We start from the raw sequence: 13,247 nt of genomic DNA, 5'->3' as shown, positions 1-13,247 counted from the left end.
AGATCGGTGTTTTTTAGTATCGTCATTCCTACTTATAATCGACTCCCCATCCTCCAAAAATGTGTGAGAGCATTAGAAGTGCAAACTCTCGATCCTCAAATGGTGACTGACTATGAGATAGTGGTCGTAGATGATGGTTCGACTGATGGCACGATCGAATGGTTGAAAACCAGCAGTGCTGAATTGCCCCATGTCAAAATTTACGAACAAGCGCATCAAGGTGCATCCGCAGCCAGGAATTTGGGAGTAGAAAGAGCGCGGGGCGATACAATTATTTTCATCGATAGCGATCTGGTAGTCACATCAACATTTCTCCAATCCCATGCGAATGCTTTATTGCAGGGACAAAAAAAACTAGGTAACGATAAACTTTTTACCTATGGTGCCGTAATTAATACCGCTAATTTTGAAGATCCCACGTCCGAATCTTATAAGATTATGGATTTTTCCAATGCTTATTTTGCAACTGGAAATGTGGCTATTGCCAGACATTGGTTGATCGAAGTCGGCTTATTCGATCTGGGTTTTAGTCTCTATGGCTGGGAAGATCTAGAATTGGGCGTGCGGTTGAAAAACAAAGGAATCGAGATGATTAAATGTCCGGCGGCTGTCGGCTATCATTGGCATCCAGCCTTCTCACTCGATCGGATTCCCCGCATGATCGAACAGGAAATCGAACGCGGTAAAATGGGTGTTGTCTTTTATCAAAAACATCCAACGTTCGATGTCAAAATGATGGTACAAATGACCATTTTTCACCGGATTTTGTGGAATATTTTATCGATCGGGGGTTTGCTCAACGAACGCACGATGAAACCATTATTGCAGTGGCTGGTCGATCGAAAAAAGCCTCAATTAGCCGAACAATTTGCGAGAATTTTTCTCAATCAATACAGCGTCCAAGAGGTACATGCCGCTTATCAACAAAGCCTAAAGTTAGCCAGTAAATCTGATGAATAAAAAGGCTGGAAATATAATTCTGTTGATTTGGATTGGCATAACTTCATTGCTAGACTTAGGCATAAGTATGTTTTTTTACCCCATTATTGTCTATGTAAATTATGCGAACGATGGTGCGCCCTTCTATGAAGATAATGCTTATGCGATACCCATTCATGAAGTAGTTATTACCCAAATCGTGGTGTCAGTATTATTATTATTGTTTGGAGTGGTTTGGTCGGCGATTGTGTTGATGTCATCGGAACGATTATTAGTCTTTCTCAAGTTCCCGACACCTCAAAATAATAAGTTTAGTCATTTCAGCCTGGGTTTATTCAAATTTGCTTTACTAACGATCGTGCTGGCGATCGTCATTGGCAATGTCTCCTTAATTCACGATCAAATTCAAGGACGTGCCGCATTTGACCGAAAGTAATCCCAATTCTCAAACGATCGACCTCAAAATTGTTAAGATTAATGAAGAAACTCCATCTCGATCGCTAATTACCCTTAACTTATGACTTCAGTACCGCGTATCTGCATCCTCGGTGGGGGATTTGGTGGTTTGTATACTGCCCTAAGATTGAATCAATTGACTTGGGAACACGCACAAAAGCCCGAAATTACCCTGATCGATCGTCACACAAACTTTGTCTTTACACCCCTGCTCTACGAACTAATTACAGGGGAAATGCAGGGCTGGGAAATTGCACCGCCTTTTGCCGAACTGTTGAAAGCAACTGATATTCGGTTTATACAAGGATCTGTAGATTGGATCGATAAACAGCAAAAATCTGTCACATTAGAAGATGGTACCGAAATCGATTACGATCGATTGGTATTGGCTCTAGGCTGTGAAACACCATCGGAAAGCGTCCCTGGAGTCACCGAACATGCAATTCCCTTTCGATCGCTCCAAGATGCCTATAAGCTAGACGAGAAATTACGCATATTAGAAGCAACTCCCACCGAAAAAATGCGGATTGCGATCGTCGGAGCTGGTTATAGTGGTGTCGAAGTAGCCTGCAAACTTGCTGACAGGCTGAAACAAAGAGGACGAATTCGATTGATTCAATCGCGAGATACCATTCTCCCTGACGCACCAGAATTTAACCGGAATGCCGCGCTCAAGGCTCTAGAACAGCGAGGAATCTGGGTGGACTTGGAAACTACAGTTTCGGAGATTACCGCCGACTCCATCGGGCTAATTTATAAAGGTCAAACAGATATTATTCCCGTCGATATCGTCATGTGGACAGTGGGAAATCAGGTGAGTCCGGCAATTAGTCATTTTGGACTACCGCTGAATCCCCAGGGCAAAATTAGCGTTACCGAAACGCTGCAAGTTACGGATCATCCTGATATCTATGCCTTAGGCGATGCGGCGGCGATGCTCGATATTGACGGTAAATCTATCCCCACCACCGCTCAGTCAGCATTGCAACAGTCCGATTTTGTCGGCTGGAATGTCTGGTCATCGCTGACCGATCGACCGCTCCTGCCATTCCGTTATACTAATCTCGGCGAAATGATGGCATTAGGCAATGATAATGCCGTCTTATCCGGTTTGGGCATTCAATTAGATGGTCCGCTGGCTTATATTGCCCGTCGGCTCGTCTATCTCTATCGTCTCCCCACTCTGGAACATCAACTGAATGTTGGTTTCAATTGGCTAACCCAGCCATTGGTAAAATTAATCTCCTAACACAATCCGCCATTCGTGCAATTGATAGCTGACACAATGGTTTTGGATGAGCGGATCGGCGGCGACAATTTGTTCGGCTTCAGCCAGTGAGCTAGCTTTAAATAACATCATCCCGCCACCACGCTCGCCCCAATATCCAGTCTTAGCTTGGTGTCCTCGATCGATCAAACCTTGTACGTAAGCTTTGTGTGCGGGCACATATCGATCGAATTCCGACTTGGGAACTATTCCAGTTTCAATTTTGACAAACCACATGGAGGGGGAGGGTTAGAGGTGGGAGGGAAAGGGGTAGAGGGGGATGGGGAAAAGGGGAAAGGGAAAGGGAATATAAAAGGATTAGAGTTACTCGAAGCATTGCTCGACTCAGATATTTGGCATCTTTCCTTTACCCCTTACCCTTTAACCTTTCCCCCTCCCCTTCCCCTAACTATGTGCAATCATCGACAGTGGGAGGAAAATTGTCAAGACTTCGCCTTGTTGAGGACTTTGACGCACGATTAGTTTACCACCGAGGAGTTGGAAGAGATTTTTGGTCACATTGAGATTGAGACTGAGATTGCCTGTCTCTGGTTGAAAAGTGAGCAGTTGACCGATCGAATGTCTCTTACTTGGGGCTGTATGGGGCTGTTCGTCTGGTTCCTGTTGGGATTGGAGTTGTAATTTTAAGCGATCGCCAACGGGGGTAACTTCGACTTGAATCCGGCTTCCAGAGGGGAGATTGCGGGTGAAGTTTTCGACTAATCCCGTTAATACGCGATCGAGAATCATCGGATTGCTGACAACGGCGGGGAGTTGCTGAGGGATATCTACAGCCAGATCGAGATTGCGGCGTTCGGCTTGTTGTTGCCAGTGGGGGAGACTTTGCTCTAATAATTGACCGATTGACATAGTGGTTAGATCTAGCGATTGGGATGGCTGAGTCGTCGCCAATTCTACCGCGCTAAAAATCAACTCCATCCGGTTAATCTGTTCGGTACACTCTCGATCGATCGCGCTCAAGCGTTTCAGGACTCGTGGAGCTAAATCTGGCTGACGTAATAGGAGCCGCGTCATCGTGCGGATGGTAGTCAGGGGTGTCCGAATTTCGTGAGTGAGTGCTTGGAGCAATTCGACATCAGCAGCGAGTTTGGCAGGTACCTCGACAGTGGCTGGTTGGGATATTGGCGGAGCGGGGGCTACAGTGGCGACAGGCTGGTGTTGGAGTAAATATTGACTGAATGCCATCACCCAGCGATAATCAGGCTCGATCGGGCTAAATTGTGCCGCTAGCTCATCTAAATAGGAGAGGTGATGAGGTGCTGTCAACATCATTCTCCCCCGTAGTGACTTCCACGCCAGATCCAAGTCATCGGGATCGAAGGAAAACTGACACCGAGGATTGCTATCTTCCTCACCAAAAACGACTAATAGACTGAATTGAGTGGTTAAAACCAGACAAAAGCGTTCGTCAGCGAGGGGATCTGTCGGGAGTAATTCGATTGGGAAATGATGTGACTGGGAAAGATGCTCGCGATCGATTCCAGTATGGTTACAGGGGAGTAATTGGCGGTTGGAATGTGGGGTGGTGAAGGTAATTGTTTGCAGTTGGGAAACGATCGAGGGATGACTGAATAGGGGTAATGGTGCTGTGATTAGCAATCCTTCGATGACTGTCTCTTCACTGAGATCTGTCACCCCAATCGGACTGGGTAAAGTTTTTAAGAGCAAAGCTTCTACCGACGCGATCGCGCTTTGCCACTGACTTTCGGCTTTGAGCTGCAATTCTTGGCGATCTGTCGAGGGATGAGGATCGGGGGGATTAAATTCGGGCACGAGCAGATCGATTCCCGTCGGTTCTGCTTTGGCTAATACCTCGCTCAATGTTGGGAGCAACCACTTTCTGACCACAATTTATTTCGATCTTTAATACTCACACCATGAGAATAACGGATCTGAGTGTCCCGAGCGCAGGTGTAAAACCGAACTCCGGTTAGGCGAATATCCGGCGATCGATCGGCATTGCTCGATCCAGTCGATTAATATTGATTATTCCTATCGATCCACTACTCCACGACTAATCCATGATTTAGTCAATCACCCACCATCAAACGAAGTAATAATCGAATGCCTGAAATAAACCCACTCGTTGGCGGAGCATCTGGCGAAAGAGAATCGATCGTCATAATTCATCCGCAGGTATGACGATCCCGATCGGCGAAATAACTGATAGATGTCTACTGATGACGCTGTACAATAAATAGTTGAGAGAGAGTCGGTGAGGTGGTTGCGAATTCGCCAGTCGAATTCGAGGAAAGTCCGGGCTTCCGAAAGACCAAACTTGCTGGGTAATTCCCAGTGCGTGCGAACGTGAGGATAGTGCCACAGAAAAATACCGCTGCAAGTAGGGAATAGGGAATAGGGAATAGGGAATAGGGAAGAAATATCTCTATCGCCGATCCCCTATGCCCTCACCCCTCGCAGTAAGGGTGCAAAGGTGCGGTAAGAGCGCACCAGCAGTATCGAGAGGTACTGGCTCGGTAAACCCCAGTTGGAAGCAAGGCAGGAGCTATGGTTGGTCTTTTCCCTGTTCCGTCACGATCCGCTTGAGGTATTTGGTAACAAACTACCCAGATAGATAACCGCCGTCTCGCAAGAGATCACAGAACCCGGCTTATGTCCGACTCTTTTCTCTATTTTTTGAATGTTATAGAGTTACTGATGTATCCGCGCCGACAACAAGAGTTAGTGAAGTTGATTAGTCGGTTGGGATTGCCTGGAGATACTCGGATCGACTGGAAATTGTTGGATGTGGCTTTGACACATCCGACGATGGGAATGCCCAACTACGAGCAGTTAGAATTTATTGGCGATGCAGTCGTTCGGTTGGCTGCTTCGGAGTTTTTGTGGGAAACTTATCCCGACAAATCTGTCGGTGATTTTTCGGCGATTCGGAAGGTACTGGTGAGCGATCGCATCTTGGCGCAATTAGCCGATGGTTATGGATTCGATCGCTATCTCACGCTCGCAGCTTCGGCGGTGGGCGACCCTTCTGGACGGATTTCGCGGCTGGCTGATGCCTTTGAGGCGGTACTAGCTGCGCTATATATGACGACGAATAATCTCCAATTAATCCGTCCCTGGCTAGATCCGCATTTTAAAAAATTAGCTACCGAAATTCTCGACGATCCCGCACGCCAAAATTATAAGGATGCCCTCCAAGAATGGACGCAAGCGCATTACAAGGCGTTACCTGAATACCGCGTACATGAAGATCCGCTCAAGCTCGATCGGTTTCAACGTTTTATTGCCGAAGTTTGGTTCCGCGATCGACAGTTGGGTATAGGTGTCGGACAGTCAAAAAAAGCCGCCGAGCAAGCTGCCGCTAAAGCTGCTTTTACACAGGTAATGGCGCAGAAATTGTGAATTTGAGCAGCCCAGATCCAAAAGCTTCTTGGAGAAGCCTTTGGATCTGTCGAGACTAGCTATTTACAGGATAGATCGAGTATAATATGAAATTGTGTCTAAACAAATATATTCCAATGCCGAAACTCAAAAGCCGCAAAGCAGCAGCGAAGCGTTTTCGCGCCAGCGGCACTGGTAAAATCATGCGCCGTAAGGCATTTAAGAGCCACTTGCTCGAACACAAGAATGCAGATCGTCGTCGAAGCCTGTCCAAGGCAACTGCGGTTGACGAAACAGATGTGCTCAGAGTGCGCGGGATGCTCCCCTACTTGTAATTGTCGCTTGCGATAATCACAGTATTCACAACTGGTAGCTTGAGGACTGACGATAGTAAGTCGATAACTAACTATCTACAACGCCGTAGAGCAAATTTAATCACCAACTATATCATTTAAACTATGACTCGGGTAAAGCGCGGTAACGTGGCGCGGAAGCACCGCAACAAGATTCTCAAGTTAGCAAAAGGTTTTAGAGGTTCTCACTCTAAACTCTATCGGATTGCTAACCAACAAGTAATGAAGGCATTACGGAATGCCTATCGGGATCGGAAGAAGAAAAAACGCGACTTCCGCCGCTTATGGATTGCGCGGATCAATGCAGCTTCTCGTCAACATGGCATGAGCTACAGTCAATTGATCGGCAACATGAAGAAAGCTGATATTCAACTCAATCGGAAGATGCTCGCTCAAATCGCGATCCTCGATTCTGCTAGCTTTGAGGCGGTAGTTAAACTAGCCGCAGCCGCAGCAACGAAATAGACATTCATGAAAGTGGATGGTGAATAGTGAATAGTGAATAGATCGGTCTTTCACCATCCATTATGCACTATCCACTATCCACTCATTAGTGATGAATAAAGCCCAATCTAATCGATTCAGATCTTTATTCTTTGCCTTACTACTAATAGCGAGTAGTGGTAGTTGGCAATGTTCGGCTCGGGCGGGAACGCTCAAAGAAATCCAGCAGCGACGAAAGTTAATAGTCGCAGTGAAAGATAATTTACCACTATTCGGATTTAGGGATTCAACTGGTAATTTACAGGGTTTAGAAATAGATATCGCCCGTAAATTAGCTACAGAAATAGTTGATAATCCTGAGTTTGTTCGATTGATTCCTGTCGTAAATCAAGATCGCCTGAAAGTAGCCATTGAGGGGAATGTCGATCTAACGATCGCCAGAGTGACAATTACACCGACTCGATCGAGAGTAGTTGATTTTAGCCGTTATTATTATTTAGACGGAACGGGGATAATTACCAACCAGGCTAAAATCGCCAAGAACAGCGACTTAATTGGTAAAAAAGTTGCAGTGCTAAATAATTCTACCACGATCGCCACACTGAAATACATCCTCCCTCAGGCAAAATTAGTCGGGGTAAATAGCTATCAAGAAGCGAAAGAACTACTAGCTACAGACAAAGTTGTCGCTATCGCTGCAGATCGGAGTCTGTTAATTGGCTGGAGCAAAACCGATCCTAAGTATCATCTGTTCCCCAACAAGTTATCGACAGAAGCCTTGGGAATTGTGATTCCCAAAGGGCTACAATACGATCCATTGCGTCAATTAGTCGATCGATCGATCGATCGATGGCAAACTGAAGGCTGGCTCCAGCAACGCATTCAGTACTGGGGGTTAAAATAAACCCTGGTACCAAATTAATTAGTGGTGACAGAATAGGGAAAGGGGTAAAGGGTAAAGTAGATCGAACGGTTAATAGTTATCAAGTAGGCGGATCGTGAGGTTTGAGTCAAGTTATCATAGATAATTGGGTATTGGGCAAATCGACCCCAACCACTATTCATTAACTACTGCTTAACAATGGATTTTTCAGATAAAAATTTACTCATCATTTACCTATCTGCATTCTTACTGCTATTAGGTGTTGCGGCTTTCTTTATCCTGAAACAAATTATCAAGACGCAGAAAATTGAGAATGCTCTCAAGAAACTAGAGAAAAAGCTCAAAAATGAGCGCGGCACTATTCCCGAATATTATGAATTAGGCAGCATTTATCTAGAGAAAAAAATGTTTGCCCAAGCGATCGTCATGCTCAAGAAAGCAATTAAAGAAGATGGACAAAAACCAGAAATGTCTCCTGTCTATAATGCTTTGGGCTATGCCTATTTCGGACAAGAACAATACGACATGGCAATTCGTCAATATAAAGAAGCGATTAAACTCGAACCAGAATATGTGATGGCGATGAATAATCTCGGTCATGCTTACGAACAGAAAAAACTGACGAGTCAAGCTTTAGAGATTTATGAGCAAGCCTTGGCACTAGAACCAAAAAATGAAACAGCTCAACGCCGGAGTGAGTCTTTGCGTCGTCGGTTGGTTGTTAGTAGTAAGTAATAAGTAATAAGTAATAACTAGTTGTTAGCGCGTAGGGTGGGCAATGCTCACCAGTTAGGTTTCAGATATTATGATAAATATTTGTGCCAGCCTACTTAGGTCAATCGATTGTTGTTTTAGAAGGGAGATTTTAGAGTGTCGGATTTATTAACAGGACAAGTGGCGATCGTCACAGGTGCATCGAGAGGAATTGGTCGGGCGATCGCGTTACAATTAGCCCAAGTCGGAGCTAAGGTCGCCGTAAATTATGCTAGCTCTAGTGGTGCTGCGGATGAATTGGTGGCGCAGATTGTCAGTGGTGGTGGAGAGGCAATAGCGGTTGGCGCAGATGTCTCTAAACCAGAACAAGTTGACGAATTAGTCAAGACTGTCATGGATAAATGGGGACGAATTGATGTCCTCGTCAACAATGCTGGGATTACTCGCGATACCTTGCTATTGCGGATGAAATTAGAGGATTGGCAAGCCGTCATCGATACTAATCTGACTGGGGTATTTTCATGTACTCGCGCAGTCAGTAAAATCATGCTCAAACAGAAGTCTGGCAGGATAGTTAATATCGCCTCTGTCGCCGGACAAATGGGCAATCCAGGTCAAGCTAACTACAGCGCGTCTAAAGCGGGTGTAATCGGCTTTACCAAGACGGTAGCGAAGGAATTATCGAGTCGAGGGATTACTGTCAATGCGGTAGCACCAGGTTTTATCACTACAGATATGACCAACGATCTCAAAGCGGAAGGAATTTTACAATTTATTCCCCTGGGTAGATACGGACAACCCGAAGAAGTCGCTGGAATGGTCAGATTTTTAGCAGCAGATCCTGCGGCTGCATATATCACTGGTCAAACCTTTAACGTCGATGGTGGGATGGTCATGGCGTAATTGACAATCTCCCCACTAGACGGCTCTCGCTACGCTTGCGCCATCTAAAAAGTGGGGAGATTCTTGCACAGAGTTAGACCAAAGTCTGACCCTGATGGGCATAGTCAAAATGCCTCTAGTAAGTCGGCTTAGATCTAATCCAAGCTTTCCCTTTACTTTTCGCAGAATGATTAAAGTCAGTGAAGGAGTCACCTCCTCCACTGCTCTCCAAAACGGAACGTGATAGTTTCCCATCATTCCGCTCCTCAGTAAAACGGTTATTGTCATTAACACGTCGTTACCAACATGTCGTCTTGCCAGAACCAAGATTCTGGCTTAACTGGTGGCTTCGGCTTGACACTATTCCAGTCAGATTTGTTGCCAAGACTGCCATCATTAGCAGTCTTTTTATCATGACAGTGCCGATGGAGTAGTTGCAGATTTTCGTATTTATCCGTTCCACCTTTTGATTTCGGGATAATATGGTCTGTCTCTAAAATATCTCCATCTTTGAAGTAGTTATCGCAGTAGGCACATTTCCCTTTTTGTTTCTTGAGTGATACTTTAACTCTCTTAGATTTGTCAGGATTATTACCCCATCTTTCACTCCAATACTTCCAATCACCGTTGTAAGGAGAAGCATTACCTTTAACTTTCACATAGCGTTTAATTTCTATATCGCTATGTTGAATTAATATCATCGGATTTTCCCCCGTGGTCGCGAACGTCCAGATATCATTTCCAATGGTTCTAAAGTATTTAAGGCGTATCCACTTTCTACCTTTATTCCGATGTCGGTGTATCCCCCATTTCAAGAGTCTGAATACTAACAGATGCCATAGTCTTGCAAAAATATTATTGCTGACTACATGAGCGTAATAATTGCACCATCCCCTTATAATTGGGTTTAGTTTAGAAATTAAGGTTGCTTGGCTTACGCCTTGCAGCTTTTTTATTACCTCTACTATCTTTCTGTAGTGTCTCTTTTGACCCTCTATACTGGGTGTGATAATGGTTTTAAAGCCTAATAATTCCCCTCTAGTTCCAGTACCTGACGTATATTTTCCCACGGGAAACTGTTGAACGTGAAAGCCAAGAAAATTGAATCCTGCTTTCTCTTCTTCAAAAACGTTTAAGGTATGGGCTAATCTGGTTTTACTTGGTTTTAATTCCAACCCAATGTCACTTAACCACTCTTCTATTTTTAACTTACACAGATTAACGATATCGATATTCTCATGTAGAATAACAAAATCATCTGCATATCTGATACATTGAATTGATTTGATTTTATCTCGCAATCCTATTTGGCGATTACGATTATCTTTCATATCAAATTTAGGGGCTAATCCCTTAATCATCTCCTCTAGTCCATGAAGGGCGATATTAGCCAATAGAGGGCTAATTACACCACCTTGAGGTGTACCTTCATCTGTAGGGAACAGCTTCTTTCCATCCATGACACCTGCTTTAAGCCAAGCACGAATTTGTCTTCGTAGGGTCGGGAAGGTATTTAATTTTGATAGAAGTTTTTCGTGATTAATGCGGTCAAAGCATTTACTTATATCTGCATCCAGAACATATTTTGATTTCTGGTTGATGGAGGTAAATATTGCCGCGATTGCATCGTGACATGAGCGTCCTGGTCGAAAACCGTAGCTATTAGGTTCAAATTTCGATTCCCATTCAGGTTCGAGAACCATTTTCACTAGAGCTTGCAGAGCGCGGTCGTACATTGTTGGTATACCCAAAGGTCTTTTTTCTTCTGTACCTGGTTTGGGAATCCAAACTCGGCGAGTAGGTTTGACCTTTGTGCCTATTTCAATCTTGTCAATCAGGTCTAGACGTTGCTTTGGAGTTAGTGATTTAACACCATCCACACCCGCTGTCTTTTTACCTTGATTGTCTTGAGTGACTCGGCGGACTGCTAATGCTCTTGTAGACCAAGAACTTATCAGAAGTTTCTGAAGTCTGCGAACTAACTTGACATCGCCACGAGTAGACGCTTGGAAAATCCGCTTTTGTAACTTAAAAACTTGACGGTCTAACTTGCGCCAGTCAATCTCGTTCCATCCATACATCGGTTTTGTTGCCGTGTTCATAGCATATTAATTACTACCTGTAGCTTTTCCTTCCGTGATACCGTGTGTACGTCAGCATATCCTTTCCATTACAGAGAGGCGTTCGCTTCTTACACAATCTCTCCCACCAGATACCTACTTTCATAGAGTTTTCGTCTTAGCTGACTACTCCCAGTATTCGACCTCTGGGAGAGTAATCCGATGGGTTACTTCGTTCCATATAACCTTTGTTTTGTGACCTGTAGGATGACACCTCTTCACCGAGTTTTCGGGTAACGCTTGATATGTCGAGCGAAATTCTCATATCACCCTGTACTAATGCCCTTTTGGGTCTTCCAGCGCATAAAGCCTTATTTCGCTGGTTCGGCGTAACGGTGATTCAAGCAGTGTCTTAGCAGAAGTTATCCATAGTCACTTACTGACGGGATACCAGTTTTAGGCTACCAGTATCTTTCCGCATTTTACCCCCGCTTTATGGATTGATGGCTAGTCGCTACCATAGGGGATATGTTTTCACTCCAGCGTCTGGAGGATTGGACTTGTGGTTTCTAGGATAATCCCACGCACCAATAAGGTTATATAGTTGTCATCTGTAAGGGATTAAAGTGCGAACTCAATCCTAATGGATTACCCTACAGAAGCCTCTCGTCCCCCGATTGCTCAGTTTAAAGAGAACGAATCGCACTTGGCTGCGCCATTACAATCAGCGTTCACATAACTAAACTTAGCCGTGCGATATAATCCGCGCTTAACTCGTTTACCTGATGGTTTCCACTCGTTGGGTTTTTCACCATATTTGGGAAGTTCATCGTTATCGAGATAGCTGGATTTGGAAGTATAGCTTTCCTCAGTTTCTTCAAACCGAATACCATACTGTTCGCACAATTGAGAGATGCGAGTCTTTAATTTAGCAGTTGGAACAGAGACAAACTTTTGATTAGTTTTAGAGCCTAAATTGATAGAATCTTTTTGACCCACGTTCCACTCAAAGACAATGGTGCCTATATTATTTTCGAGACAGTGGCTAATCACAATTCTCGCAGCTTTATTTACAGCGTCACGCATCTGGCGATTACGTTTTTCCGTAATATCGGCTAATGTTCTAGACCAGAAGCCTTGAGGTTTAGCATCTTTCATTGTCGAAATTTGTTTGTTATACCATTGATTCAAAGATTTCAAATGCTTGCCATCAACAATAAAACTAGTTCCAATATTACTCACACAAGTGAGCCAATTATTTAGACCTGGGTCTAATCCTAGTGCATTTGAAGGATCTAACTGAGTTTGAACTATTTCAGTTGAGTAGACAAATTCAGCATAAAAACATCCATTTCTAGGCAGTAATCGAACTTCTTTGACTATACTCCAATCTAAATTAGCTGGTACTGGTAGAAAGAATTCTCGTATTCCAAACCATGCTTTAACTTGATTGCCTAGCGGGAATCTAATCAAACCATTTTTGACTTTCAACCATCTTTTAGGATAGGTGACTGTAAATAACCCACCTGTTTTTCGATAGTTTGGGGCTTTAGGATTTTGAATCAAGTCACCCGCTTTTGATTTGGCTAACAGTTGTCTGAACGATTTAAATGCTTCACCTGCATTGATGCAAGTTTGCTGCATTGAAGAGGCATAGCCAGCGTTAAAATGTCTGTTTGTTTTCATTGCAGCGGTCAGATCGAATCCTGTCACGATTTTTTTGGTTTTGAACCAAATCTGACGAGCATAGTATACAGCGCAATTATAGAGATTGTTCGATTCGCGGCAGAGATACTCGATTATTGCCTCAGTATCCTTGTCCGTTTTAATTACTATTTGTTGACACTCAAACAATTTAACTTACTCTTTTGATTGATGCTATGTTT

13 protein-coding genes and 1 other RNA gene are annotated in these 13,247 nt (G+C 44.1%); 10 read left to right on the top strand and 4 right to left on the bottom strand.

Going from position 1 to position 13,247, the window contains the following annotated elements:
- Nucleotides 1–6: 6 nt before the first annotated feature.
- From RMO55_RS10635 to RMO55_RS10625, 3 genes are all read left to right on the top strand, one after another.
- A complete protein-coding gene (locus RMO55_RS10635) occupies nucleotides 7–960 on the top strand; it encodes a glycosyltransferase (protein ID WP_310426389.1) in 954 nt (317 codons plus the stop codon).
- Nucleotides 953–1,375 (top strand): hypothetical protein, encoded by a 423-nt coding sequence (locus RMO55_RS10630; RefSeq protein ID WP_310426388.1) that lies wholly within the window; start codon nucleotides 953–955, stop codon nucleotides 1,373–1,375. Before RMO55_RS10635 ends, RMO55_RS10630 begins: the two co-directional genes overlap by 8 nt.
- Before the next feature lie 81 nt (nucleotides 1,376–1,456).
- Nucleotides 1,457–2,644, top strand: coding sequence for an NAD(P)/FAD-dependent oxidoreductase (locus RMO55_RS10625; protein ID WP_310426387.1), 1,188 nt, complete (start codon nucleotides 1,457–1,459; stop codon nucleotides 2,642–2,644).
- Here RMO55_RS10625 and RMO55_RS10620 read toward each other — a convergent pair.
- Together RMO55_RS10620 and RMO55_RS10615 are read right to left on the bottom strand one after the other, a co-directional pair.
- The gene (locus RMO55_RS10620; protein WP_310426386.1) at nucleotides 2,633–2,899 is read right to left on the bottom strand and encodes a hypothetical protein; all 267 of its coding nucleotides are present in this window, start codon (nucleotides 2,897–2,899) and stop codon (nucleotides 2,633–2,635) included. The two genes, RMO55_RS10625 and RMO55_RS10620, sit on opposite strands and share 12 nt — an antisense overlap.
- A gap of 168 nt (nucleotides 2,900–3,067) precedes the next feature.
- A complete protein-coding gene (locus RMO55_RS10615; protein WP_310426385.1) occupies nucleotides 3,068–4,531 on the bottom strand; it encodes a HAMP domain-containing sensor histidine kinase in 1,464 nt (487 codons plus the stop codon).
- 360 nt (nucleotides 4,532–4,891) lie between these two features.
- On the opposite strand from RMO55_RS10615, the gene rnpB reads away from it, so the two are divergent.
- From rnpB to fabG, 7 genes are all read left to right on the top strand, one after another.
- Nucleotides 4,892–5,312: RNase P RNA component class A (gene rnpB, locus RMO55_RS10610), an RNA gene on the top strand.
- Nucleotides 5,313–5,341: 29 nt separating this feature from the next.
- Entirely contained in the window at nucleotides 5,342–6,046 is a 705-nt protein-coding gene (rnc, locus tag RMO55_RS10605) for a ribonuclease III (RefSeq protein ID WP_310426416.1), read from the top strand.
- Between the two features lie 116 nt (nucleotides 6,047–6,162).
- Nucleotides 6,163–6,360, top strand: a complete 198-nt coding sequence (rpmI, locus tag RMO55_RS10600; protein ID WP_295615932.1) for a 50S ribosomal protein L35 — start codon at nucleotides 6,163–6,165, stop codon at nucleotides 6,358–6,360.
- Nucleotides 6,361–6,483: 123 nt separating this feature from the next.
- Nucleotides 6,484–6,843 carry a 50S ribosomal protein L20 gene (gene rplT, locus RMO55_RS10595; protein ID WP_310426383.1) on the top strand — a complete coding sequence of 120 codons (360 nt, stop codon included), beginning with the start codon at nucleotides 6,484–6,486 and terminating at the stop codon, nucleotides 6,841–6,843.
- A gap of 91 nt (nucleotides 6,844–6,934) precedes the next feature.
- Nucleotides 6,935–7,726: a transporter substrate-binding domain-containing protein gene (locus RMO55_RS10590; protein WP_310426382.1), complete on the top strand. Its 792-nt coding sequence runs from the start codon at nucleotides 6,935–6,937 to the stop codon at nucleotides 7,724–7,726.
- 177 nt (nucleotides 7,727–7,903) lie between these two features.
- Nucleotides 7,904–8,440 carry a tetratricopeptide repeat protein gene (locus tag RMO55_RS10585; RefSeq protein WP_310426380.1) on the top strand — a complete coding sequence of 179 codons (537 nt, stop codon included), beginning with the start codon at nucleotides 7,904–7,906 and terminating at the stop codon, nucleotides 8,438–8,440.
- 135 nt (nucleotides 8,441–8,575) lie between these two features.
- Nucleotides 8,576–9,322: a 3-oxoacyl-[acyl-carrier-protein] reductase gene (gene fabG / locus RMO55_RS10580; RefSeq protein WP_310426377.1), complete on the top strand. Its 747-nt coding sequence runs from the start codon at nucleotides 8,576–8,578 to the stop codon at nucleotides 9,320–9,322.
- Nucleotides 9,323–9,588: 266 nt separating this feature from the next.
- Here the strand turns inward: fabG and ltrA are convergent, their stop codons facing one another.
- Both ltrA and RMO55_RS10570 read right to left on the bottom strand, forming a co-directional pair.
- Entirely contained in the window at nucleotides 9,589–11,403 is a 1,815-nt protein-coding gene (ltrA, locus tag RMO55_RS10575; protein ID WP_310426375.1) for a group II intron reverse transcriptase/maturase, read from the bottom strand.
- A 639-nt stretch (nucleotides 11,404–12,042) separates the two neighbouring features.
- The gene (locus RMO55_RS10570) at nucleotides 12,043–13,215 is read right to left on the bottom strand and encodes a transposase (protein WP_310426373.1); all 1,173 of its coding nucleotides are present in this window, start codon (nucleotides 13,213–13,215) and stop codon (nucleotides 12,043–12,045) included.
- Nucleotides 13,216–13,247: the final 32 nt, after the last annotated feature.

The sequence above is a fragment of the Chamaesiphon sp. VAR_48_metabat_135_sub genome, from assembly GCF_031418915.1.
Lineage (GTDB): Bacteria > Cyanobacteriota > Cyanobacteriia > Cyanobacteriales > Chamaesiphonaceae > Chamaesiphon.
The sequence above is the reverse complement of the archived record's forward strand: the minus strand, read 5'-3'. Positions and strand labels throughout refer to the sequence as shown.

Excerpts from the sequence above, each read along its gene's own strand:
- RMO55_RS10625 (WP_310426387.1), top strand. The coding sequence starts at position 1,457 with ATGACTTCAGTACCGCGTATCTGCATCCTCGGTGGGGGATTTGGTGGT.
- RMO55_RS10590 (WP_310426382.1), top strand. The coding sequence starts at position 6,935 with ATGAATAAAGCCCAATCTAATCGATTCAGATCTTTATTCTTTGCCTTA.
- RMO55_RS10585 (WP_310426380.1), top strand. The coding sequence starts at position 7,904 with ATGGATTTTTCAGATAAAAATTTACTCATCATTTACCTATCTGCATTC.
- ltrA (WP_310426375.1), bottom strand. The coding sequence starts at position 11,403 with ATGAACACGGCAACAAAACCGATGTATGGATGGAACGAGATTGACTGG.
- rpmI (WP_295615932.1), top strand. The coding sequence starts at position 6,163 with ATGCCGAAACTCAAAAGCCGCAAAGCAGCAGCGAAGCGTTTTCGCGCC.
- RMO55_RS10620 (WP_310426386.1), bottom strand. The coding sequence starts at position 2,899 with ATGTGGTTTGTCAAAATTGAAACTGGAATAGTTCCCAAGTCGGAATTC.
- RMO55_RS10630 (WP_310426388.1), top strand. The coding sequence starts at position 953 with ATGAATAAAAAGGCTGGAAATATAATTCTGTTGATTTGGATTGGCATA.
- rnc (WP_310426416.1), top strand. The coding sequence starts at position 5,342 with ATGTATCCGCGCCGACAACAAGAGTTAGTGAAGTTGATTAGTCGGTTG.
- rplT (WP_310426383.1), top strand. The coding sequence starts at position 6,484 with ATGACTCGGGTAAAGCGCGGTAACGTGGCGCGGAAGCACCGCAACAAG.